Consider the following 24,672-nt stretch of genomic DNA (forward strand, 5'->3'; position numbering starts at 1 on the left):
TATGAGACAAAAGTCTATATCAGTTATTATAAAAATCATTCAGGTTAGTTCAAAAGACGATAGGGTAATAACTCTACCGGAGGAAATATTTAATAGTTTGAAGGAGCCATTTTCAAAGTTAAAGGTTGGTATGGCTGAAGAAAGTATTAAGTATGAATCCAATGCTACAGATAATACGGTGGAGATTTCAAGTAATATAGCTAAGACACTTGGGTTATCACAAGGCATGATAACTAATTTAGTCATAAAAAACAATAAAGTCTGCTTAGGTCCAGTAATGGGTATATTTGTAAATAACTTTGCTATAAAAAAAATGATTAAACAAGAGTCGAGTTTTAGGCATACTGAATTATGGAAAGCCAATAAAGATTCAAACCTCATTCCATATTTCTTTTCAATAAATGATGTAGATTTCATCAATCAAAGGATAAAGGGCACTTATTATAACGAGGAAAAACAAATATGGGCTCAAAAGTCATTCCCTTTGCTAGAAATTTTATATGATAGAGGGGGAGGTTTTTCAAAAAAACAAAAAGCTATGTCAAAATATATCAGAAATCAACTGAATTTAAATAAAAATTTGAAAAAATTAAATTCTAGACACTATTTTGACAAATGGGAAGTTTATAAGCATCTTGTACAACATGAGGATATGAAACCTTATATACCTTTTACAGCCTTATACAGAGAGCCATATGATTTAATAGAGATTTTCGATAAATCATCAACTATTTATATAAAAGGCTGTTGTGGAAGTAATGGTAGAGAAGTAGTTCGTGTAATAAAATCAGGAGACAAAAGCTATCATTTAAGCTACTTTCATGAAATATTAGTAGAATATAAATTAAAGTCTCTAGAAGAGCTAGTGGATAAAATTGAAACCATATTTAAGAAAAAGAAAATAATTCTCCAAAGTGCAATAGACGTTATAGAACTAGATGGTCGTAATATTGATATGAGGGCAACGGTTCAGCGAAATGGTAATGGAGAATTAGGAGTATATTCTCATCCAGTAAGATTAGGGCAGAAAGGATCTCCAATAACAAGTACTAAATCTGGTTCTACAGTATATATGTTCGATGATTTCTTTTCAAAGCATTATAACTACACTGAAGAGTATATTACAGAGTTAAAGATAAAAGTTGATGAGATGCTGATAAAAAGCTATATATATACTGAAGAGGCATATGGAAGCTTCGGAGAATTAGGAATAGATTTCGCTATAGATAAGAATGGAGATATATGGTTTATTGAGTGCAATGCAAAGCCTGGAAAGGATTCTATGTATTTGTCTTATGATAAAGATACAATTAAAAGGGCATTTCAAAATCCTCTAGAGTATGCAAAATATATTTGTGGTTTTTAGGCTGTTAGTTTCTCTATAGAAGTAGGTTTAAGTAAAATCCCTGATACCATATAAGGTAACAGGGGTTTTGTAATTAACCTAGAATTTAATTTTAGTCAGCATTTCTCTCTAATAGATTTTGTAAGTCTTCAGTGAAATGATTTGGATAATCAAATACTTTACCTTCCCAAGTCCTTATTTTTATATAATCCTTACCTCTTGAAATAATATATTGAGGCAATATAGGTGTCTTTCCATTCCCATTTGGAGCATTTACAATATATGCGGGTATCGCCATACCCGAAGTATATCCTCTTAGATATTCCATTATTTCAATACCGTCGTCAACAGAAGTGTTAAAATGTGTAGTACCTAAGACATGTTTAGCATGGAATATATAATAAGGTCTAACTCTGCATTTTAGAAGTTCTTGATTTAAAAGCCGCATTACATATTTGTCATTGTTTATTCCATTTAAAAGCACCGCTTGATTACCTAGAGGTATTCCTATATTAACAAGCTTTTCACAAGCAGCTTTTGATTCTTTTGTTATTTCTAGTGGATGATTAAAGTGAGTATTAATATAAATAGGAGGGTACTTTTTTAATATATTTAGAAGATTTTCTGTAATTCTTTGAGGCATAGTTACTAGTACTCTAGTTCCTATTCTAATATATTCTACAGTTGGAATTGAGTGTATTTCACCTAAAAGCCAGTCTAGAGTATTATCAGATAATGTTAATGAATCGCCTCCTGTGATTAATACGTCTCTGATTTCCGGGTTTTCTTTAATATATTTAATAGATTGTTCTAATACTGTTTTTGATTGATGTCTATCCTTGGTTCCAATGTTTCTTCTCCTTTGGCAGTGCCTACAGTATGATGGGCATTCATTGGTTACGTTAATAATTAGCCTGTCAGGGTAACGCCTAGTAATAGCACCAGAAGGATTAGTATATTCTTCCGCCATAGGATCAGCAACTCCATCGGCCCTTAACTCTAGTAGTGTAGGAACAGATTGTAGTTTTACAGGATTAAATTCATCATCGTCATCTATTAAAGAAGCATAGTATGGAGAAATAGCCCATCTGAATTTTTGCCCCACTTTTGAGATGTTCTCTATTTCTTTATCCGTTAGCTTAATAATTTTTGCTAATAGATTTACATTAGAAATTCTATTCTTAAGTTGCCATTTATAATCATTCCAGTTTTCTTCGGTACCATTAAGAAGAAAAAGTATTTTTAACTTCTTTTGCATTATTTTTTCTTCCTGTGATGGCGAAGTTCCCCTTGGAATAGTATCTTTTACATTAATATAATCTTCTATTTTACTTCTTAACTCCTTTGCCCTGTCAAGAGCGATCTTCCTTTTATTATTTAAGTTATGCATCATAAATTCTATATCCCCTCTTATCATAGAATTATTCCTGCAATGCAGAGAAATATTTGGCTATATGTTATATTATGATTTCTAATAAAATATGATACTTTAAAAGGAGATTATACGTATTACTTCTATAAATTACTAATATATTTATAAAAATGCTATTCAATTAGTTTCTTTACAATTAACTTTTTCATAAGGAATTTAATTTAGCGTTAAGAGCATTATGTTTTTGAATTACAGGAGGATTAAAGCATGTGGATTAAGATTGATATGATAGATTTAGAGTCCAACATCATTTATTTGCCGACAGCGATAGCAAAAACCATTACTGAAGCAGCTTTTGTTTGCTTCGGTAAAAAGAAAGTTTTAGCACAGGTGCAAGTAATGGGAGATGCAGCAGTAACTGATGTTCACAGTTTTTATAATCCTATGACTATAAAAATATCTAAAGAACTGGTAAATGAGCTTTTAATTGTAGAGTCATTAACTTACCAATTAGTGTTTGATAAAGGTAATATTGTAATAGGTCCAGTGATTGCGCTACTGCTTGGAAATCGAAGTCATTTGTATAATCCGTATTATATGAAAAAATATTCAGATAGGCTTGGAGTATACAGTAAATTCGGAGGATTAATTTATGGATTTTCATGTAAAAGCGTGGATTGGGATAACAATGTAGTTTACGGGCTTTATTATGACAATGAAAAATCACAGTGGAGGTATGGTAAATTTCCATTTCCTACAGCTATTTATAGAAGAAACTTTCACGTAAGTGAAAGATTAATAGAAAAACTTATTAATGTTACAGATGGGAGACTGTTTAATTCAACAAGATTTACAAAATATGAATTATATAAATTTGTTAAAAAAAATAAATATTTAAGTAATTACCTTATACCAACGGAACTGTCAGTAAATGAAAGTGTGATAAAGAATTTTTTAAAAGAATATAAAAAAGTAATCCTTAAACCAATAGATTTATCTCGTGGGAGAGGTATTTGCATAATAGAAGAAAAACAAAGGGGCTATAAAGTTTTAGATTATAGAAATATAGAATATGTAGAAAAGTATTTAGATGACGATGAGTCCTTAGAAATTTTTCTGAAGTCAAATAGGTCTTTTTTTGAGAAATATTTAGTTCAAAAACATCTTGAGCTGGCTATGATAGATGACTCATGCTTTGATGTTAGAGTTGTTATGCAAAAAGATAGTAATAAAGTGTGGATATGTACAGGAATTGAATGTAGGGTTGCTAAAAAGGGTTCTATTATAACTAATATCTCAAGAGGGGGATATGCATTACCACTATCAGTTGCCCTAACTAAAGCATTTCCTGATGAGCCCAATCAAAAGCTATTAATGCAGCAGCTAGATAACCTTTGTAAAAAGTTCTGCAACCACATGGACCAAATGGGAGAACATTTTGCTGAATTTGGATTAGACGTAGCAGTTGATAGAAATAAAAACCTATGGCTAATTGAGGCAAATGTACTTCCGAGTTTTAAGGGGTTTAAAGTTATGGATTATAATAACTATTTAAATATTAGATATACACCATTGATATATGCAGTATCCCTTACAGAGTTTTATGAAAGTGTAAGTTTAGAAGGTGACAAGGATGAACGTGGCTTTTATAATTACAAACCAATACATTGATTCATTTTATCTTTAAAGGCGGAATAATAAGGTAATACGCCTTTTTTCTTTATGTTTAATATTTTAGCTATAAAAATTAGAAATATAAAATCAGGAATAATTTTTATTTATTTCCTGTTATAATTAAAGAGTAAATAAAAGGTGCCTTAACAAAGTTTAACCTTACAGGAGGGAATATGTTATGAAAAAAATATATTTTAATCCAGGCTGCGGTTTAAGTATATACAAGCCTGAAATAGAAAATAAAATTTTAAGGTTTTTGAATGAAAATTACGGGGAGGTTACATTACATAAAATATGCTGTCACCATGATCCTCAAGTTGAAGCAGGCTCATTGATTATCAATGTATGTGCTGGTTGTGACAGACGTTTTAGGAGCTTATATGAAGGTGTATCAACAATTTCTTTATGGGAAGTACTTGATGGATTGGATGCATTTCAGTATCCTGACTATAAAGGCTTGAAGTTGTCAGTACACGATGCTTGTCCTGTGCGTGAAAAGCCACAGGTACATAAAGCTGTACGTAATTTACTTAAAAAGATGAATATTGATATTGTGGAAACAAAGTTTTCCGGCACGAATTCAATATGCTGCGGAGATGATTTTTACCCTAAGCTGACCGTTGAAAAGGTTCATCAGAAAATGAAGGAACGAGCAGACTCGATGCCTTGCGATGAGGTTTGTGTATATTGTATTTCCTGTATCAAATCAATGCATATTGGCGGCAAAACACCTAGACATTTGATTGATCTTTTAATGGGCGAAACAACTGAACCACAAATATACGATACCGTGAAATGGCATGAACAATTACAAGAATATATTGATAAACATTAAGATATAATTACTATGACCAATGAAGAAAAATTGAAAGTAAAGCTAATAAGGATAATCATTACTAACTTAAGCTACATCTTTCTTATTTAACGTAACAACTAAAAAACGAACAATTTGTAAAAGCATCGTATTATTCAAAAGTGAACTGAATTTTACGGTGTTTTTACGTCGTATTTCAATTGTAATTTCTATATACTTAATTCCTTTATTTGTATTAATAAATTTTGTATAATTAGATTACTTGTTAACTAAGCTATACATTCGGAGGTGAAAATAATGAATTTTAATGAAATGAATATTTCAACAGAAAGATTAGTATTAAGGGGTATTAGAATTTCCGATGCAGAGTCGATGTTTAAATATCGTTCAAATCCACAAATATATAAATTTCAAGGCTGGAGACCAGAAACCATCGAAGAAGTAAAAGAATTTATTTGTGAAAAAGTTGCTAAAACCCCTAATATACCAGATACTTGGTATCAGCTTGGAATTTTGCTTAAGGAAACTGATGAGTTAATAGGGGATATAGGGATTCATTTTATAGACTCAGATAACTTGCAGGTAGAAATAGGATTTACACTATCTTTAGATCATCAATGTAAAGGATATGCTACTGAAGCTATTACCGGTGTAATAAATTACTTATTTAATAACTTAAAAAAGCATAGAATAATTGCTTCAGTTGACCCAAGAAATACAAAATCTATAGCATTGCTTGAAAGAATTCAAATGAGAAAAGAGGCACATTTTAAAAAGAGCTTTTGGTTTGATAATGAATGGGCAGATGATATAGTCTATGCAATTTTAAGGGAAGAGTGGATTAATCAAAAATCGAAGAGTAATAATAAATAAGATGTAGAATTCTATTTAAATGAAAAATTAGTTTTTCATAATAAATATGGACAAACTGTATGATGGAGGGGAGTTATATGAAGTCTATTGAGTTGTATAATTGCTTAGAAAGAGATTTTATTCTAAAAGGGTTGAAAGATGATTGGGCAAGACACATGGGTGAATTAGATGATTATATTTCAATCAATTTTAAAGAAAGAAGTATGGGTTTGGTATGTGATTTTGCAAATGAAATTAATAAAGTCTATTCAGCTGTGTTTCCAACTGAAAAAATTATGCAGAAGATTATCGATGATGGTGTAACGGATGCTATGCTATTTTTGCACCATCCTTCTATTTGGGATATTAGGAGGGCACCAAAAGCATTTTATCAAATGGATAGAGCATTATTAGAAAAATTTAGAGAGAATAGAATATCTATATATAATTTGCATACACCACTAGATAACTTCAGTGAATATTCAACAAGCAAAACTTTGGCTGATGCGCTAGATATAGAAATTGAAAAAAACTTTGCTGAATATTATGGAGGTTTATGCGGTGTTATTGGAAAAACCAAATGCAAAAATATGGAGGAATTGCATGATAAGTTTTCAGAAGTAGTAGGCCATGATACAAGACTATATCTATATGGAGATAACAATATAAAGAATGGAAGAGTAGCTATTGTAGCCGGTGGCGGTAATGATGTAGATATTGTTTCTGAAATGATTGAGAACAAAGTTAATGTTTTTATAACAGGAATTTCAGTAAATAATGAATATTCTGCAGAGGTTCATGAATTCGAACAAAAAAATTGTATTAATGTTTTAGGAGGCACCCATTACTCTACTGAGAAATTTGCCTGTCAAAAAATGTGTGATTATTTTGAAAAGCTTGGTCTTGTTTCTACCTTTATTGAGGGGCAACCAGTATATGAAGATATGTAAGTTTATTATATTATGATGTGTAAGTATGCCATAATAATATATGATTGGCAATGTTGTTAATTTTATTATGTTACATTTTTCTTTTAGTATGATGTAAAATCAAAATTGGTAAGAGTTAGGAGTTGAGAAAATGGTTCAATCAATTGTCCACATAGCTCTAGTTGTGAAAGATTATGATGAGGCAATAGAGTTTTATACAAAGAAGCTTAATTTTATATTAATCGAAGATACTTATCAGCCTGAACAAGACAAACGATGGGTAGTAGTGTCTCCACCTGGATCAGTCGGAACTACAATATTACTTGCAAGAGCATCTAAACCTGAACAAGAGCCATTTATAGGTAATCAGACAGGCGGAAGAGTTTTTCTATTTTTAAACACTGATGATTTTTGGAGAGACTATAATGAAATGATTTCAAAGGGAATAGAATTTGTGAGAGAACCAAAAGAACAACCTTATGGAATGGTTGCGGTATTTAAGGATTTATATGGCAACCAATGGGACTTACTAGAGCTGAAAGAGGATCATCCAATATCAAAACGAATTAAGTAACTGAATCTATAAGTGTCATGCAAGTGTTAATTCTATATTATTTAGAATTAACACTATTTTTCATTTTCTCTCCCCAATCAGCTAGTGCCTTAAGAGCTGGAATGAGTTCTTCTCCATTGTCAGTCAATGAATACTCAACTCTCGGTGGTATCTCCATAAATTGCTTTCGACTTATGATACCATCTAATTCAAGTTCCTTTAGTGATTGAGTTAGCATCATGTTGGTAATTCCATTAATATTCCTTTTTAATTCATTGTATCGCATAGTTCCATTTTTACTTAACGCCCAGATTATAGGTAATCTCCATTTTCCACCGATAATGTTTAAAGCAAATGTTAATGGACAGTTGTCAAAGTTACTTTTATATAATATTTGATCACTCATAAAATCACTCCAATACTCAGTTTTTACTTCCTTAAACAGAAAATATTGCATACTTGTCACTATAATTGTAGCTGATATAATTATATCTAATCTGATTCATCAATCAAACATGTTTTTTCGAAAGGAAGATCAATATGAATTTCCATTATGAGGTTATTTCTGAAGATAATATTATTTGCATTAAGGATTTATGTAATGAATTAATGGCTTATCAAAAGTCTAAGGCATATATCCGTCCTGAGTTCTTTGATGACATGTGTTTTGAAACTAGAATGATTTCATCTGTCAAGAGTGCTAAAGCTAACTATATAATAGTAGCTAAAGATTATGATGAAATTGTTGGATATGCCTATAGCACTATTGCACCAAAGGAGACATACTCTGATGATTTCGCTACTTTAAAATGTCACGCCTTCTTTGACTTTAATTCTGTAAAAGGTGATGATGTAGGTTGTCTTTCTCAGTTTTACATAAAAGAGGAATATCGTAATGCTGGCATTGGTACAGTTTTGTTTAAAAAGTCTATGGATTGGTTAAATGCATTTAAGTCAATAAATGATTTGTTTATCTTTGTATCAAATGGGAATGATAATGCACTAAAATTTTATCAAGGCAAGGGCTTCAAAATAAGTCACCAGATACTAGATGGATTTATTACAGTGTTAAGGAATACTTAAAAGTTGAATAAATATATATCGTTATGGACTACCCATTTCAAATAGTATAGTAAAAAATGGCAGCTATACTACTTGAAGGGGGTAATTTTTATGTCAGCCTCAGCCTTTTGGTACACTGCATGTATTGAAAATCTATTTATATCTTGACAAACGATTATATCGTATAATAAGATATAAATAGAGGTGATTATTATGGAACTAGAAAATAGTATTAAAATAATTAATGAACAATGGACGGATATTTACTATCTACTACATAATGTAGATAAAGACAACTTAACTCACCAAGCAATTAGATTGTTACAATATATTGATAAAAACAAAGAGGCGACTATTGGAGATTTAGCAAAACATATAGATACATCCTCAAATACAGCTTCTGAGCATATTAAAAGACTAATAAAGAAGAGTTTCGTTACTAAGCAAAGAAGTGAAGTAGACGAAAGAAAAACTATAGTGAAAATAACTGAAGAAGGTAAATATAAGCTGTATCGCCATACAAAATTGGATGAGACTAAATTAAAGAAAATTTTTGACTCTCTTAGTAACTCCGAATTAGAAATAATACAGAAGGCATTTTTGATATTTAGCGAGGAGGCAAAAAAGTGTTTACGATAGTAAAAGTTTTGATTTCAGCGGTAATAATTGGAGTAGTAACAGAAATAGCAAAGAGATCACCTACATATGGAGGAATTATTGCGGCATTGCCACTAGTTAGTTTGTTGAGCTTAATTTGGATTTCCATACAAGGTGAACAAACACAAAATCTCAGCAAATTCGTATTTGGTGTTTTGAAAGGATTTCCAGCAACGATAATATTGCTATTGATTGTAGCAATGTCATTAAGAGCTTATATATCATTAACTTTATCAATTGTCTTAGGAATTTGTGGTTGGGGAATTTTCTTGATTATCCAAAATTCTGTATTTAATTAAAAGTAGTTTTACTATTTTTCAGTATATGTTACAACATATTTTGCATAATCTATGTTTATTATAGAATTTTATTACATTCTACCTTTTATTTATATCTCATATTTACTCTTGTTTGTTTTTGGCAAGTGATATGCAAAATAAAGACACCCTTTTGGTGATATGTTAAATACTGAAACCAAAAGGGTGTCTCTCATGTCTAATGGCTAATATTAGCGCTTGGATATAATGTAGTTCCTCCAATTGAAACTTTTATTTCATTTGATAATGGAACATTATATTCGTCAATAATTGTTCTCCACCATTCCCATGCAAGGCCTGTACATTCTCTTGCCATAATTCTTATATTTTTTGAATTAGGTGGAAGTGGTATTACTGTAGAGTAATGTGCTGTTTTGTCTTGGTAGTTTCCTGACCATGTTTTATGTGTTAATATTTCTTTTCCATTTTCATCATATGAAAATTCATCCCAAGATACTTCAAATTGGGCAACATATGCACCATAATGATCAAGAAGTATTTTACCTTTAGAATATTCTGTTGATGTAGTCTCAATATAATCTGTTTTATTATGAACAGCAGCAACTGAGTTATCTTTTAAGAAAACACTTGTATATGAAATTGGGTATCCTGGATTTTTAGGACTAAATTCTGCATTATCTTTAATTACATTTCGTATTTCATCAAAATCTTTTGAGATAATTTTGTTATGTTCTTTTGAATCTCCACCTAACACTACTGCAGTAAATGAACTTTCATCAAGAATATCTTTGTATTGCGCACTAGATTTTACATTGTTATTCTTAATTAATGCTTCGAAGGCAGCTTGTACATCTTTGCTCTTAGAGGTTGTCTCTAATTTTACATAAATTGTTCTTCCATAAGCTACATTTGACACCATAACAGGTGGCGCTGCATTACTTACTCCCTTACGAGTTAATTCTTCAAAATTAACGCTATCATCAAAAAGATCTGATGGATTGTTAGGTAATTCTGCACTTACGGTATAAAATATTTGCTTATATGCAGCAACCATAACTTTTTTCTCTCCATTTGCTATAGCATTAAAGTCAATTCCAAGTGAATTGTCAAGAACTTTAGCGTTAACATTAAGAGCGCTTGCTATTTGAGATTTACTATGAACCATAGATTCTGAATACTGTGTTCTTGCAGGTAAAGTGTGTGTTGATGAATACTTATCATTCCAAGTAGATACTAACTCATCTACGGCTCCAGATACATTACCGTATGTTGGATTTTGAACGGTTATTGTATTTTCTTTTTTCATACCTGGCAAATCTATACTGATATTTAAAGGTTTTCTCTTGCACATTAATACATTAGGTTGATTGTCGGCAAAAGCATCATTTGCAAGTTGTAATGCTCCTGGATATGTTCTATCAGTCATAGAATCAATAATGGAAATATCCACTGGTGAAGTCGTAAGTGATTTTTTATTACGTTCAACTACTATAAATTTTCCATTTGAATTTAAGCCTTCTTTTGGAACAAAACTTTCTATGTTATCACCATTTACTGCTAAAACTTGGTTTTTATTATAGTTTAAGTTTGCTATGCCAGTATCAATATCATTAGCTTTGCTTGTCCCACTAGCTAAACTAGTTGTAGGTGCTGCAGCAAAACAAATAAGTGGATTCTGAATAACGAATAAACTAACCAATAGACCTACTAGTAATTTTGTCCCTTTAAAATGTTTTATAATCTTCAAAAAATCCCCTCCTTTTTTAAACAAATTATACCATAACTTTCCATAGAAGTCAATTCGAGTTGATAAATATTTAACTAGATTAAAATTTGTATTATATTTTAGTGATAAGCGTATTTGCTTATAGATGGCGAGGTATAGTTAAATAAATAATGAACTAGGAGAAGCTAGAGTTGCTGTAATGGTATATCTATAGTGAATTTTATATACTAATTAGTAGTTTAAGACATAGAAGTAAAGGGGAATGGCATTATTTGTAGAATATATAATACATATGGGAAAAGTTGATATAGTTTGGAGAATGGATAGAAAAGATAAAGAGGTCGCGCATTATGGAAATATAATATATGAATTATATGCATGCATTAAATGTTAACTAAGTTATAGTCATAGATGACCATGAATTAGAATAAAGAGAAAATGTGAAAATATAGTAGTTAATATGATAGGGATTACTAATATATAGAGGGAGGGGTTATTATCGATAAGAAAGTTAAAGGAATCATGTCAATTGTGTTATTATCAATTTCCTTTTATATGATGATAACAACGAAGTATACACATGCATTAGGAGATTATGTTCTTGAATTTATTGGTTTAAAATCATGGACTGGGGAGTATGAAGGAGTTCATTTAACTATTTTTTACTTTAGCATACTAGTTATTTTAGGGCTATATCTGGTCCGAAAATATGTTATTGACGGGTTAGGCATAAGAACAAGAAATGTAGTATTTTTATTCATAGCATTTATTACTATATTTTCATTAATAACAAATGCTGCGGTCATAAGTATAAAAAAACATTCAAATGGCTTGTTGTCAGTAGGCTATAATTCTAGGAATAGTAAAATGGACTACAAATCAGAAACAATGAAATACACAGAATTTAATGCAGAAATTCAGATGACAAATTACGGAAATAGAAGTAAAGAATTTTATCTAACAATTGACAGTTCCTTTTACAGAAAAGAAGGTATTGAGCACATTGATATTTTTACTAAGGATGGAAATAGGGCTATCTTTAGACTAAATGCTGATGAAACTAAAACACTCAAAATTAACTTAGATGAATATATGATAAAGGGAGGACGACTTTCATTAAATGGTAGTGGGAGCGGCATTATTGATGAAATAATATTAACAGATATGCAGGGAAAAGCCGTAAGGTTAGATGGTAATAATTTTTTTGGAATTGAAATAAGTAGATAACAAAATGAAAATAATTCAGATGGGGAAGCTTAAAGAAGCAGTCTTAAGGCTTTATTTAATGCGAAAATAAAAAGGAGTAGGAAATGACAGACGAAAGAGGATTTGAAGATTTAAGTATTAGAAGTCTAGTTTGCTGGACTATCTTGTTATGTTTTATTTTAGGTATAGCTTTTGGATTTACTAAAGACATACTTAAAATTAAGATAGGAGAAAATTTAGAATCTGCCATATTTGAACTAGTATCTTATGGAGCAGCTTTATTATGGATAATTACTAAATTTAAAAAGCTAAATTTAGATTTGAATTGTATGATCGGAAAATATCCAAGTGAATATAAATGGTGGTATTATGTTGTAATAGTAATAACTTTAATGTTTTTTTCTATAGGAGCTTTCTATATTCAATATTATATAATATCTCTATTTAATCCTGGTTATGTAGAAGGAATATTAAATGAAAAAGATATTTTAACAAGTAGGGATAGTAATTTTTTTGTGCTGTATAATTTATTAAATTTTATAATAATAGTAATAGTTGCTCCTATTGTTGAAGAGTTGGTTTTTAGAGGAGTTTTCTTACATAGATTAACTGTAAAATGGAATATAAGAAAGGCTATATTAATATCTTCATTAATTTTTGGTTTTTTGCACCACGATGTTTTAGGAGCATTTACCTTTGCAGTAGTAATGTCAATACTCTATATAAAATGGAAATCAATTAAGGTTTGTATCATATGTCATATGATAAATAATTTTTTAGCTGCAGGGACAGGACTAATTGCTGCATTTATTAATAACAATACTAGTGTACAAACCATAGCTCAATTTCATTCAGAAGTTTTGGGTGGAGTTATTTGTTTTATTTTGACTGTTCCTTTTATTTCTTATTATATATGTATAAATATATATAGAGAAAATTTATCTTTACCTTATTTTTATGAGGAAAATAGAAACTCAATAAGCGTATAAAGTTAAGAATACTATTGACAAAGGATATTAATAGTATTAAACTTAAAAGTGAATTGGTTATTCAGTTTTATAAGGAGATTTATATGGTGCAGGCAAAAAAAGAGGAAGTAAAAAAAGAAGTAGAAAATGCGGCCCTTAAAATTTTTTCTCAAAAAAGCTATTTAGATACCAAAATGAGTGATATAGCAAAAGAAGCTAATGTTTCTGTAGGGAATATATATACTTACTTTAAAAATAAAGAAGATTTATTTTACTCTGTAGTTCCAGAAAGACTTATGATTTTTTTGAAGGAATATCTTGTTGAAAGTGTTCATACTTATAATAAGAACTATTTAAATAATAATCAAAATGAAGACTATGATTTTTTAACTGAAGAGCATATAAATATGCTTATAAAATATCGTATGCAGCTTTTAATTATTTTTGAAAAAAGCAAAGGAACAAGATATGAAAATGCTAAAGAGGATTTAATAAATTCTATTGTTGTAGCAAAAAGAACATACTTAAGAAAAGATCATAAAAGATACAATTTATGTGTTGAGGAAAGTGTTAGACTAATGAAAATAATAATAAATAGTCTTATAAATATGGTGCTGGATGTATTAAAGGAAGATATGAGTGAAGAGAGTAGAATAACTATTTTTAAAGCACTTAATATATATAGACTATATGGTATCAATGGCTTAAATGAGTAGCATACAAGAAATTCAGAGGCGCGGAAAAAATCGGCAATTCCAAGGTTGACTTGGCGATTTTTTTTAATTCAAAAATGAATAACGTATTCAATATTCAGAAATAAAGGAGGAAAATATGAATAAGAATTATGCTTTTATAAACTGCAACATAATTAACGGGAGTGTAGATGAACCTAAAAATAATATGATAATTTTAGTTAACGATAAAGGAATTATTCACAAAATAGAAGATAAGAGCGAAATAGAAATTACCTCAAATTATGAGATAGTAGATATAGCAAATAAATATGTAATGCCTGGTTTAATAAATGCTCATGTGCATTTATTTTCTAAAGGAAAGCCTTTGAAAATTGCTAAAAATGATAGACAACAAAAAATAGTTTTTAAATTACTAAATACCAAACTAGGAGAAAACTTTTTAAAGCGCAGAATGAAGAGCAATGTAATTGATACCCTAAATTCCGGAGTTACCACTATACGATGTGTAGGAGATTTTTTATATAAGGATGTAGAGATAAGGGAAGATATAAATAGCAACAAATATTTAGGTCCTAATCTTATAGTTTCCGGATATATGATAAGTGTAACAGGAGGACACGGCGCTCCGCATTTATCTATAGTTAGCGATTCACCTTGGGAAGGGAGAAAGTCTGTTAGAAAAAACATCAAAAATGGAGTGGATTTTATTAAGATTTGTGTTACTGGAGGAGTTACTGATGGTAAAGCGGTAGGACAGGCAGGTAGATTGGAAATGACTGAAGAGGAAGTAAGTGCTATTTGTAATGAAGCTCATAAAAATGGATTCTTAGTAGCTGCACATGTAGAAAGCAAAGAAGGTCTAAGAATTGCCTTAAAGGGGGGAGTTGACACAATAGAACATGGAGCTGAAATGGATGATGAAATTATAAGTCTTTTTAAAGATAATCCTAAAGCATTAAGAGGCTATTCAGCTCTTATAACAACTCTACATGCTTCAATTCCTATGAGTATTTTAGATGAAAAGATTACTAAAATAGATGAGATAACTAAGCAAAATTCACTTATTGTTTGTGATGAAATGCTTAAGTGTGCAAAACAAGCCTTTGAAAATGATATAAAAGTTGGACTAGGTACCGATGCTTCCATGCCTTATGTAACACATTATAATACATGGAGAGAGTTAGACTATCTTATTAGATATGTAGGGATTACTCCCAAGCAGGCAATTTATCATGCAACTAAGTCAAATGCTAAAATTCTTGGCATTGATAACTATACCGGCTCCATTGATATAGGAAAGAATGCGGATTTAATAGTGTTAGATGAAAATCCTTTAAAGGATATTAAGGCTTTATCAAAGCCATCTATGGTTGTTATTAGAGGCAATGTGATTAATAATCCTAGAGTAAAGAAATCAAAGGAAATTGATGATCTTTTAGAGTCAATACAATAGTTTTAAGGTTAATATTAGATAGGTCAGATAATAAAGTTGTTTATAAATATAGATATCCAACTTCATTTCTCGGGAAATATATTCCGTTGTGTAAATTAATTCTCGGAACTTGATATCTATGCATAGGAGGATTTAATTATGAATAAAGAACTTTCTAAAAGAATTAAGTGTTTACAAAATGAAATAACAAAAAATAATATAGATGCATATATTCTTACAGATCAGGATAGTTTATTATATTTTACTGGAATGGCATATAAACCGGAAGAAAGAGTATTTTTTATGATTGTTCCATCAAAGGGGAAGCCAATATTCTTATTACCTAAGCTGGAGGAAAAGCACCTAAGTAAAATAACTATAGAATGTGAAATAATGTCCTATTGGGAGGCTACTTCGGCGCAGGGAGAGAATTGGTATGATATTCTTGAAACTATAATTAGACCTTTCAAAAAAGTTGGAGTTGAAAATAACATTGCACATAATATTTTAGATAAAATAGTGGCAAATGAAATTGTTATTCTAAATATAGTAGAGGAAATGAGAAAAGTAAAAACTCCATACGAGATAGAAATGATTCGCAACACATGTAAACTAGCAGATTTAGGAATGCAAAACATATTTAAAAATGCATATATAGGAGCTTCTGTTTTAGAAATGCATACACTATCAGGAGCTATTCAGAGACAATTAGTACGGGGAAAAAATTTCGATCCAATCCTTACTTCTTTAACCTCTGTAGTATGGCCATCACCTATAAGTTCAATGCTGCATAGTATTCCACATTTAGATGATAAATTAACTAAAGGATCAAATGTAGCAATGACATATTTTAAGGTTAATGGATACGCTGCTGAATGTGAAAGAACCTTTTTTCTAGAGAATCCTACAAATGAAGGTAGAGAACATTTCAAGCATATGATTAATGCACGTAATATATCATTAAATCTTGTAAAGCCAGGGGTTAAGTGTTCAGATATAGATATAGCTGCGAGAGAATATCTTATAAAACAAGGATATGAAAATAATTTATTACACAGAACAGGACATGGCATAGGCCTTAGTAATCACGAAAAGCCATTTATATCTATTGGGGATGATGAGGTTCTTAAAGAAAATATGATCATAAGCATAGAGCCAGGAATATATAATGAAGCGATCAAATGTGGCAACCTATTCTGAAGTTTACTCTGAAATAAGAAAAATTTTTGGTGGGTTAGAGGATGCTAAAGGCAAAGGATTAACCACTAAGCATTTTTCCTTTAATACTAAAGGAGGACGCTGCGAGAATTGTGAAGGACTTGGATATGTCACAAGCAATATGCTGTTTTTTGAGAATTTAGAAGTTCCTTGCCCGGTTTGCGGTGGAAATCAATTTAACGATAAGGTACTATCTGTAAAATACAAGAGGTATTCCATTAAAGACATTTTGAGAATGTCTGTTGAAGATGCGGTTCATACCTTCAATGATTATCCCAAAATCCTTAAGATTTTAAAGTTACTTAAAGATGTAGGATTAGGTTATCTGGAACTTGGCCAAACATTGACTACTTTATCTGGCGGCGAAGGCCAACGATTAAAGCTAGCAAAAGAGTTAATCAATAATGAAGGTAAAAATAATCTATACTTAATCGATGAACCCACAACAGGATTACATCCAATTGATGTAGAAAACTTTCTTGTGCTTCTAAATCGAATGGTGGACTCAGGAAGTACAGTCATTTTAGTAGAACATAATCAACAGGTTATAAGAGCTTCTGACTGGATAATAGACCTTGGACCAGAAGGTAGAATCAATGGAGGTAAGGTAATTGCAGTAGGAACTCCAGATGAGATAGTATCCAATAAAAGTTCTATAACGGGACAATTTTTATTCGTATAAAGAATGTTCATAATGAGATCTCATATAAATGCAGAGGATTATTATTTTACAAAACATTAATAAAGTAAATAATTATTTAACACACATGACATAAGCACGTAACAATTGGCGTTTATAATAATAATTGTACTAGGTTAATAAAGACTTTGAGAAGATGACATTAATTAATCCCTTAATTAATATATATTTGATGCAAGTATTAGTGAAACCACTAGTGCTTGTGTCACTTGAAAGTATTTTTAAATTCATAATTCAAAATAATACTCGAAATAATATAGTAAAATTGAGGTGATAATTTTGGAAGTTCGACTAAGTTTAGAACAATTCAAATTTCTTGCACTTCGATATCAAAAAGCTAAGAAAAAAGGAAAAAAAGATTTAGACAACTATATTTCAGACAGATCTTTTCGTATAAAGAAGCGCTGTGGATATTTCAAATAAACTTTAGAGCTCATAACTGGGCTCTTTTTTCATCGCAAAATATTTTTATTACATAAAATACGTATTTAAAAGAATACAAAGTTTTAACAACATATTAATAGATTTATAAAAATAATGATTTAAAATAATACTGAAACTATTAATGATATGAGGTGTTTAATATGAGTGAAAAGCTAGTTAAACTGGTTAAAAAACTATCTGATGCTGCTAAAGTTTCAGAGCAAGATTTAATAGGTAATATCGAGAAATCACTTAGCTTAGGAATAGCAACAGAAGAAGAAATTGAGAATATTATTAATAAAATAATTGATTAATAACATGGAGTTATTTGAGTTAAAGCCATAAATCACAGGGATTACAGTGGTAATAGCTAAATAGGCGCTTAGACATTTCTAGGTGCTTATTATTTTTTAGATATTAAAAAAGAAACAGATATTTAACAAATAAGACACAATTTGGTAATAATTAACATTTATAATAATATTTGTCCTAAGCCATAAAAGACTTAGAGGAAAGACCTCCTTAAAGGAATAAATGTTTGACATAAGCACCGGTAAAATACTGGTGCTTATTATCTTACAAAGTATTAATATGAACTAAATATTAATTATACAATCAAGTATTAATATTAAGAATGTAAAATCTATAAATCTGCTTGAGGACAACACGTAATTTAATTTAGCATCGATAGAAATATCGGTGCATATTTTTTTACAAGTTGTTAAAAAAGTATATGATTATTTAACAGTAATGACATATTGGTGTAACAATTAGTATTTATAATAATAGTTATCCCTTTTACAAATACATTTTTTCTAAAGCACTGGTAGGCATACTGGTGCTATTTTTTACAAAGCCTTAACATGAAGATAACACATATTATATAATTTGATGTTACTATAAATGTGAGGGTAAAGCTGAGTATTAAAACACAAAAGTTTTAATATGTTATCCTTTTATAATTAAATATATATTCGACAAAGCACTGGTGAAATACTAGTGCTTATTTTTTTATAAACAGGATTCTTGGCTTCAGGTGGAGGTTAAATGCCTAAATGGCGACTTGCCCAGTGATCGTAGACAAACTCCATCTGAAGCTTAGAAGCCGTTATCCAGGGTCGTAGCGCCACTTATCCCCAACTTTAAGAAAAGCAGAGAACCCAAATCTTTGATTTGGTGTGAATCGCTTTCGCAGAGTGCAAGCAGAGAGCTCAAATCTCTGATTTGGTGTGAATCGCTTTCACAGAGTGCGTTGGGGTGTTAGTGGCGGTAGACATCGGATAAAAGAAAATAGTTAAACAAATATAACTGTAGCCTAAACTACAGTTATATTTATTAAATTTATACAATTAGAGTCTGAGCTTTTATCTTTAATACATCCACCATCGTCTGTGATGAAAAAAAGGTCTGTGGTGGAAAAACGGTCTATGTATGAAGGAATATCTAATAAATTTAAAATCATGCAACTAATGGTATAATTTTCTTATCTAATATAATGAAACAACGATATACGTATATTGAAATGTTAAAAATAAAGGTGGAAGATATATGGAAATTAAGATTCTAGTGAGGAAGGCTAAAAGAGGAGATGGAGAAGCTTTTATTAGTCTTATTAAACAATATGAACAAGTGTTATATAAGGTGGCTAGCAGAATATTAACTAATGATGAAGATGTTTCCGATGCTTTACAGGAAGCAATAATGATAGGTTATGAAAAGATACACACACTCAAAAATGAAGAGTATTTTAATACATGGATATGTAGAATTTTAATCAATGAATGTAACAGCATACTGAATAAGAATAAGAAAGTAATATTAGTAAATGAAGTATTGCCGCAAAAACATAATAACAATGATTTTCTAAAAATTGAATTAGAAGATGCGCTTAATAGCTTGAATAAGGATTACAAATTAGCCATGATTCTATATTATGTTGCGGGATTTAGTACAAAAGAAATAAGCGAATTTACAAAAGAACCAGAAGGAACTATTAAATCGAGACTCTCTAGAGCAAAGTCTATATTAAGAGAAAACTATTTTAAGAATGAGGGAGTTGTTGAATATGGAAAATAATTTTGAAAAGCAGTTAATTAAAGTCTTAAATGAAGAAAAAGAAATACCTAGCACAGTGAGAACATCTTTAGATAATACTTATGATAGGATACGAACCATATCAAAAAAGAAAAATAAAGCAGGCTGGAAAATAGCAGTAGCAGTTTGCTGTGTTATTATTTCAGGGGCTATGGTTACTAATGAATCTGTAAGAGCAGATATAAAATCATTTTTTAATTTTAGTGATAAAGGTGTGGAACGAGCAGTAAACAAGGGATTTGTTAATGAAAATAGTAGTTCCGCTCTTAATAAAGGTGTGAAGGTTACATTAGATAGTTACTTTGTGGATTCAAATAAAATGGGTTTATCTTTTAAGTTAAAATTTGATGACTTAAAAATATTAAAAGAAAAAGTAGATAGAATTTCATTAGATTATAGAATAAAAAATGGAAACGGTGATTATATAGCAGAAATTATTCCAGATACAAAGCCGTTAAAAGGAAAAAGCCAATATATATCTTCATTATCTGATAAAAATTCTGAATTAGATTTAACAAATAATGAAGTTCAGTATGATATGGTTCTTGAATCTATTAACGGTTCGATACCCAAGCTAGAAAATGCAGTAGTAGAAGTAGAAGCTGTTAAAATATTTTATAAGGGCTCTGAAAATTTAAAAATCATTGATGGAAGATGGGATTTAAAGCTTAGTGGAGGAAAATCAGATACAGTCAATTCGATTGAATACAAAGTAAAAAGCAATACATCTGGAATAGAAATAATATCAGCTAAATCAAGACCAACATCATTTAATGTAACTTTTGCGGTAGATGAAAAATATAAAGATGATACATTTGTTGGAAAGAATATGAAGTTAGTAGATGAAGAAGGAAAAGAATATCTATCAAATGGTTATAGTATTGATTCAAAGAATAATAAGATAATAATATCTACAAACTTTCCTTTAAGTTCTTATGATAATATTAATAAATTTAAATTAGTTATAACATCCATAGGAGAAGTAGAATTTGTAAAATAATACGTTAAAAGTCTACGGTATACCTGTTACTGGGAATTACATTATAAGTGATGATAAAAAAGTAAGAAATGTAATTCTCAGTATATGGTATGATTATTTTGAAATGTTTTGTTCACTTAAATAGATATTTAGAAGGAGTGTTTATTATTAAGAAAGTTGGATTAGCAATTTTATACTTATTAATGATTTTAACAGGATGTACAACCCAAAATCCAAAAGATAAAAGTGTTAAAATGGCTTTCTTAGAGCCAAAGGATGTAATAGAAGAATATTTTAAATACTATAATCAAAAGAATTTGGAAGGTATGAATTCATTAACAACGGAAAAAAATCAATCTTCAAAATCGGCATTGGGATTTGATAATTTAGAGTATATTAAGGTTACCGATATAATAGAAGACACCGATCAAACTAATAAGGAAATCTACCTACGCAGTAGAAAAAAGGGTCAGATAATGGATACGGAAAAGGAAAAATCAGAATTAGAAAATATAATTATTTTTAAAGTAGGTTTTGAAATTAAATATAAAAAAGAGGGAGTAGGTCCAAATGATAGTGGAAATTATGAATATAATTACATTTTGATCAGGAAAGACAAAAATTCACCTTGGTTAATAGATTCTTATGGACATTAGTGTAATCAAAGATAAGGAGGAAAAGAAAAATAAAATTTATGTGTACGCTAATAGTTGTCAATGACATTTCTGTTTGAAGAAACAGTCCAACGTACACAGCATCCCATTGAATTTGTTAAGCAATGTTTATAGTTTATAATTTTATGTTATGAGCATAATCTAGAAATACGCTAACATCTAAAAAGATATTAGCGCAAAGAAATAGCTACATTTAAAATTTTAAGATCCTAAGAAGCTGCCGCCATCTACGTGAATAATTTGGCCAGTAACATAGGTAGAATCATCAGATGCTAAGTAAACATAAGTAGGTGCTAGCTCTACAGGTTGAGCAGCTCTTTTCATAGGAGTATTTGAACCAAAGAATGCTACACGCTCTGCTGGATAGCTTGCAGGTTGAAGAGGTGTCCAAGTAGGCCCAGGAGCAACTCCATTAACTCTTATACCCTTTGATACAAGAGAAAGAGCTAATGAACGAGTAAAGCTTACAACAGCTCCCTTTGTAGAAGAATAATCAATAAGTAGTTCAGCACCTCTGTAGGCTGTAACGGAAGCAGTATTTATAATAGCACTTCCTTTTTTAAGGTGAGGTAGAGCAGCCTTAGTAACATAAAACATTGGAAAAATATTTGTTCTGAAGGTATCTTCCAATTGCTCTGATGTAATATTCTCAAGACTGACCTGTGGGAATTGTACTCCAGCATTATTAACTAATATGTCTAGGTGACCAAAAGCACAAAGGGTATCTTCAACTATTTTCTTACAGAAGGACTCTTCCCTCAGGTCACCAGCAATTAAAATACACTTTCTTCCTTGGGCTTCCACCAATGATTTTGTTTCTCTCGCATCAACATGCTCGTTAAGATATACAATAACAATGTCTGCGCCTTCTTTGGCAAAGGCTAAGGATACGGCTCTTCCAATGCCACTATCTCCACCAGTAATTAAGGCAACTTTATTTTTTAATTTGCCACTTCCAGTATAGTCTGGATCATTGAATATGGGCCTTGGAAACATGAGGTACTCTAATCCAGGCTGTACAGGCTGGTGTTGAGGTGGAAAGGTTATAGGAACCCTTTTACATTCAGTTATATGACCAAAATATGGATAGTAGTGGATCAAATCTATTCCTCCTAAAATATGCTATATATTAATATATGTAGAAATGTTAGAAGTGTTAAAATAGAGTGCTAATAAAGGAACTAGCTATTAGAATGGAAAACAAGAGAAATGAACTTTGATAATTGAATAATATGCTGTGAAAAATGATATATTGTACAGATATCCCACTGTAATGATATAGAAAATATGGTATAATTCTCATGAGAGCTAAGTCGGATTGGCAAAAAACTATTGTGCATCATTACTGTAGAAAGGTGAACAAAATGAGAAGAATACAAACTTGGGAATGTAAATTAAGTATATTAATTGCTATAATTCTTTCCTTTATTGTACCAGCAAATATAAGACAAAATGGAACTTTAATAATATATAACTTTGGATTTCCTTGTGAGTATTGGTCAATATATCAAGAGAATAGAGGAACTTCTCAACTCTTTAGTAATCTATTTGATGGAAATAAAGGAATGAACATTAATATATTAGGTTTCTTTGTTAATGTGTTTATTATTTATGCCTTATTAGTGTTAATAAAGAAAATATATATGAAAGTTAATGTGAAATAATTAATAAAGCTATAAACTAAATATAATTAGTAATACAAAAACTTCTTATAAAGCGTTGTAATCTTAGTGTGTATTTCAGTGTTAAATTCAGACCTTTGAACTGAATTTTTGTATAGTCCAACCAATATATATTAAAGTTTAAGCATTACTTTGATAGAATATTATACAAATAAACTGTAAGTGGGGTAAAAGCCCATAAAGAATAGAGTAGGGGGATTTTTATGAGTTTTCTAGAAAGAAAGAATTTATACAGAATTGAACTTACAGAGGTATGCTACTATCCATCGATAAGTAGATTTAGTGTTCCAATGCCATCATTTGAGTCAGTTAAAAAAAATGGTAATTGGGGTTCGATCCCATCTGGGACTAAAGGTTGGGTAATAGAAAAGTATGGGAAAAAATATTTTAGACCAGATGAAAATCAAGAGGGTATAGATCTATTTACACCAGCAGATCAACCTATTGTTTTAATCCCTTATAGTAAAATAAGTGGACATTATAAAAAGATATCTGAAAAGGAATAATCTTTTAGTTCTCTGATAGTAACATTATAAATTAAATAATCTATAAAAATATCGTATTATTTAGAAATGAATTTTACGATATTTTTTTGTCATAATTGTAAGATTTAGTGACACAGACATATTTAATTACTGCTTTAATCAATAAAACCATTAGTTACTGTTTGAATTGCTTTTGTATCATTAACATTATTAAATACATATTATAATTTCAAAAACAAGAATATTTTCATATAGTATATTAGAAATGATAAAAAATATACTGGAGATGAGAAAGTGAAGAATATAAATTTAAAAGGATTACCTTTGATAGGGAAGGGGTGTCATGGTAAAGTTTATAGGCTAGATGAAAATCGATGCATAAAGATCTGTAAACACGCTAAAGATATGCAGATGGAATATCGTGTACTAAAACACGCTTCAGGATATCCTCAATTTCCTAAAGTATATGAATGTAAAGACAGATATATGATACGTGAATATATTGAGGGGGAAAATATTAAGGATTATATTAAAGAAAATGGATTTGATACTGATTTAGCAAGAGAGTTAACAGAACTCATCAATGTATTTATTAAATTAAAATTCACAAGAATAGATATCAGAATACAAGAAGTATTTGTAACTAGAGATCATAAAATTAGAATTGTTGATACTACACGTTATTTAGATAAAAAGGCATTATATCCACGTAAAATGTTAAAAGAGCTTAAAAGACTTAGATGCTATAAACAATATATGAGATTTTTAAATGAAAACTACCCTAAACTCTATAAATCCTGGAATAAAAAACCAACCAGCGGGAGCTTTTTTTAAGTCAGTAAAGGAATTAAAGT

27 protein-coding genes are annotated in these 24,672 nt (G+C 30.1%); 23 read left to right on the plus strand and 4 right to left on the minus strand.

Features of this window, described 5'->3' with window-relative positions; all coding sequences use genetic code 11:
- The first annotated feature begins 1 nt into the window (after position 1).
- Positions 2-1,366, plus strand: a complete 1,365-nt coding sequence (locus ACZ5N4_RS07210; RefSeq protein ID WP_464208486.1) for a YheC/YheD family endospore coat-associated protein — start codon at positions 2-4, stop codon at positions 1,364-1,366.
- Positions 1,367-1,457: 91 nt separating this feature from the next.
- On the opposite strand, the gene eam is transcribed toward ACZ5N4_RS07210, so the two are convergent.
- Positions 1,458-2,762: a glutamate 2,3-aminomutase gene (eam, locus tag ACZ5N4_RS07215; protein WP_464208488.1), complete on the minus strand. Its 1,305-nt coding sequence runs from the start codon at positions 2,760-2,762 to the stop codon at positions 1,458-1,460.
- Positions 2,763-2,984: 222 nt separating this feature from the next.
- Between eam and ACZ5N4_RS07220 the strand changes: the two genes are divergently transcribed.
- The 5 genes from ACZ5N4_RS07220 (at position 2,985) to ACZ5N4_RS07240 (ending at position 7,560) form a co-directional block, all read left to right on the plus strand.
- Positions 2,985-4,388: a YheC/YheD family endospore coat-associated protein gene (locus ACZ5N4_RS07220; protein WP_464208490.1), complete on the plus strand. Its 1,404-nt coding sequence runs from the start codon at positions 2,985-2,987 to the stop codon at positions 4,386-4,388.
- A 181-nt stretch (positions 4,389-4,569) separates the two neighbouring features.
- Positions 4,570-5,226 carry a (Fe-S)-binding protein gene (locus tag ACZ5N4_RS07225; RefSeq protein ID WP_464208492.1) on the plus strand — a complete coding sequence of 219 codons (657 nt, stop codon included), beginning with the start codon at positions 4,570-4,572 and terminating at the stop codon, positions 5,224-5,226.
- A gap of 276 nt (positions 5,227-5,502) precedes the next feature.
- Entirely contained in the window at positions 5,503-6,078 is a 576-nt protein-coding gene (locus tag ACZ5N4_RS07230; protein ID WP_464208494.1) for a GNAT family N-acetyltransferase, read from the plus strand.
- Between the two features lie 77 nt (positions 6,079-6,155).
- Positions 6,156-7,007 carry a Nif3-like dinuclear metal center hexameric protein gene (locus tag ACZ5N4_RS07235; protein WP_464208496.1) on the plus strand — a complete coding sequence of 284 codons (852 nt, stop codon included), beginning with the start codon at positions 6,156-6,158 and terminating at the stop codon, positions 7,005-7,007.
- 130 nt (positions 7,008-7,137) lie between these two features.
- A complete protein-coding gene (locus ACZ5N4_RS07240) occupies positions 7,138-7,560 on the plus strand; it encodes a VOC family protein (RefSeq protein ID WP_464208498.1) in 423 nt (140 codons plus the stop codon).
- Between the two features lie 37 nt (positions 7,561-7,597).
- Here ACZ5N4_RS07240 and ACZ5N4_RS07245 read toward each other — a convergent pair whose 3' ends face one another.
- Positions 7,598-7,945, minus strand: a complete 348-nt coding sequence (locus tag ACZ5N4_RS07245) for a winged helix-turn-helix transcriptional regulator (protein WP_464208500.1) — start codon at positions 7,943-7,945, stop codon at positions 7,598-7,600.
- Between the two features lie 134 nt (positions 7,946-8,079).
- On the opposite strand from ACZ5N4_RS07245, the gene ACZ5N4_RS07250 reads away from it, so the two are divergent.
- The 3 genes from ACZ5N4_RS07250 to ACZ5N4_RS07260 all read left to right on the plus strand — a co-directional run bounded on the left by ACZ5N4_RS07250 (position 8,080) and on the right by ACZ5N4_RS07260 (position 9,557).
- On the plus strand, positions 8,080-8,622 hold the full coding sequence (locus ACZ5N4_RS07250) for a GNAT family N-acetyltransferase (protein ID WP_464208502.1): 543 nt from the start codon (positions 8,080-8,082) through the stop codon (positions 8,620-8,622).
- A gap of 192 nt (positions 8,623-8,814) precedes the next feature.
- Positions 8,815-9,240: a MarR family winged helix-turn-helix transcriptional regulator gene (locus ACZ5N4_RS07255; protein ID WP_464208504.1), complete on the plus strand. Its 426-nt coding sequence runs from the start codon at positions 8,815-8,817 to the stop codon at positions 9,238-9,240.
- Positions 9,228-9,557: a DUF3147 family protein gene (locus tag ACZ5N4_RS07260; RefSeq protein ID WP_464208506.1), complete on the plus strand. Its 330-nt coding sequence runs from the start codon at positions 9,228-9,230 to the stop codon at positions 9,555-9,557. The genes ACZ5N4_RS07255 and ACZ5N4_RS07260 overlap by 13 nt, the downstream gene beginning before the upstream one ends.
- 196 nt (positions 9,558-9,753) lie before the next feature.
- On the opposite strand, the gene ACZ5N4_RS07265 is transcribed toward ACZ5N4_RS07260, so the two are convergent.
- Positions 9,754-11,202 carry a thiol-activated cytolysin family protein gene (locus ACZ5N4_RS07265; protein WP_464210860.1) on the minus strand — a complete coding sequence of 483 codons (1,449 nt, stop codon included), beginning with the start codon at positions 11,200-11,202 and terminating at the stop codon, positions 9,754-9,756.
- Positions 11,203-11,524: 322 nt separating this feature from the next.
- On the opposite strand from ACZ5N4_RS07265, the gene ACZ5N4_RS07270 reads away from it, so the two are divergent.
- The 11 genes from ACZ5N4_RS07270 to ACZ5N4_RS07320 all read left to right on the plus strand — a co-directional run bounded on the left by ACZ5N4_RS07270 (position 11,525) and on the right by ACZ5N4_RS07320 (position 21,633).
- Positions 11,525-11,656 carry a hypothetical protein gene (locus ACZ5N4_RS07270; protein WP_464208507.1) on the plus strand — a complete coding sequence of 44 codons (132 nt, stop codon included), beginning with the start codon at positions 11,525-11,527 and terminating at the stop codon, positions 11,654-11,656.
- A 128-nt stretch (positions 11,657-11,784) separates the two neighbouring features.
- Positions 11,785-12,489: a hypothetical protein gene (locus ACZ5N4_RS07275; protein WP_464208509.1), complete on the plus strand. Its 705-nt coding sequence runs from the start codon at positions 11,785-11,787 to the stop codon at positions 12,487-12,489.
- Positions 12,490-12,572: 83 nt separating this feature from the next.
- Positions 12,573-13,457, plus strand: coding sequence for a lysostaphin resistance A-like protein (locus tag ACZ5N4_RS07280; protein ID WP_464208511.1), 885 nt, complete (start codon positions 12,573-12,575; stop codon positions 13,455-13,457).
- Positions 13,458-13,540: 83 nt separating this feature from the next.
- On the plus strand, positions 13,541-14,152 hold the full coding sequence (locus ACZ5N4_RS07285) for a helix-turn-helix domain-containing protein (protein WP_464208513.1): 612 nt from the start codon (positions 13,541-13,543) through the stop codon (positions 14,150-14,152).
- Positions 14,153-14,267: 115 nt separating this feature from the next.
- Entirely contained in the window at positions 14,268-15,584 is a 1,317-nt protein-coding gene (locus ACZ5N4_RS07290) for a metal-dependent hydrolase family protein (protein ID WP_464208515.1), read from the plus strand.
- A gap of 138 nt (positions 15,585-15,722) precedes the next feature.
- Positions 15,723-16,763 carry a M24 family metallopeptidase gene (locus tag ACZ5N4_RS07295; RefSeq protein ID WP_464208517.1) on the plus strand — a complete coding sequence of 347 codons (1,041 nt, stop codon included), beginning with the start codon at positions 15,723-15,725 and terminating at the stop codon, positions 16,761-16,763.
- Positions 16,732-17,463, plus strand: a complete 732-nt coding sequence (locus tag ACZ5N4_RS07300) for an ATP-binding cassette domain-containing protein (RefSeq protein ID WP_464208519.1) — start codon at positions 16,732-16,734, stop codon at positions 17,461-17,463. Before ACZ5N4_RS07295 ends, ACZ5N4_RS07300 begins: the two co-directional genes overlap by 32 nt.
- Before the next feature lie 602 nt (positions 17,464-18,065).
- A complete protein-coding gene (locus ACZ5N4_RS07305) occupies positions 18,066-18,218 on the plus strand; it encodes a hypothetical protein (RefSeq protein ID WP_464208521.1) in 153 nt (50 codons plus the stop codon).
- A 1,234-nt stretch (positions 18,219-19,452) separates the two neighbouring features.
- Positions 19,453-19,980: a sigma-70 family RNA polymerase sigma factor gene (locus ACZ5N4_RS07310; protein WP_464208522.1), complete on the plus strand. Its 528-nt coding sequence runs from the start codon at positions 19,453-19,455 to the stop codon at positions 19,978-19,980.
- Positions 19,970-20,998 carry a DUF4179 domain-containing protein gene (locus ACZ5N4_RS07315; RefSeq protein WP_464208524.1) on the plus strand — a complete coding sequence of 343 codons (1,029 nt, stop codon included), beginning with the start codon at positions 19,970-19,972 and terminating at the stop codon, positions 20,996-20,998. The genes ACZ5N4_RS07310 and ACZ5N4_RS07315 overlap by 11 nt, the downstream gene beginning before the upstream one ends.
- Positions 20,999-21,087: 89 nt before the next feature.
- Entirely contained in the window at positions 21,088-21,633 is a 546-nt protein-coding gene (locus ACZ5N4_RS07320) for a DUF4829 domain-containing protein (protein WP_464208526.1), read from the plus strand.
- Between the two features lie 219 nt (positions 21,634-21,852).
- Here ACZ5N4_RS07320 and ACZ5N4_RS07325 read toward each other — a convergent pair whose 3' ends face one another.
- Positions 21,853-22,752, minus strand: coding sequence for an SDR family oxidoreductase (locus tag ACZ5N4_RS07325; protein WP_464208528.1), 900 nt, complete (start codon positions 22,750-22,752; stop codon positions 21,853-21,855).
- 263 nt (positions 22,753-23,015) lie between these two features.
- On the opposite strand from ACZ5N4_RS07325, the gene ACZ5N4_RS07330 reads away from it, so the two are divergent.
- The 3 genes from ACZ5N4_RS07330 to ACZ5N4_RS07340 all read left to right on the plus strand — a co-directional run bounded on the left by ACZ5N4_RS07330 (position 23,016) and on the right by ACZ5N4_RS07340 (position 24,652).
- Entirely contained in the window at positions 23,016-23,315 is a 300-nt protein-coding gene (locus ACZ5N4_RS07330) for a hypothetical protein (protein ID WP_464208530.1), read from the plus strand.
- Positions 23,316-23,536: 221 nt separating this feature from the next.
- On the plus strand, positions 23,537-23,839 hold the full coding sequence (locus tag ACZ5N4_RS07335; RefSeq protein ID WP_464208532.1) for a hypothetical protein: 303 nt from the start codon (positions 23,537-23,539) through the stop codon (positions 23,837-23,839).
- Between the two features lie 273 nt (positions 23,840-24,112).
- Positions 24,113-24,652, plus strand: a complete 540-nt coding sequence (locus tag ACZ5N4_RS07340; RefSeq protein ID WP_464208534.1) for a serine/threonine protein kinase — start codon at positions 24,113-24,115, stop codon at positions 24,650-24,652.
- The last annotated feature ends 20 nt before the right edge of the window (positions 24,653-24,672 follow it).

The sequence above is a fragment of the Clostridium nitrophenolicum genome (assembly GCF_055391695.1).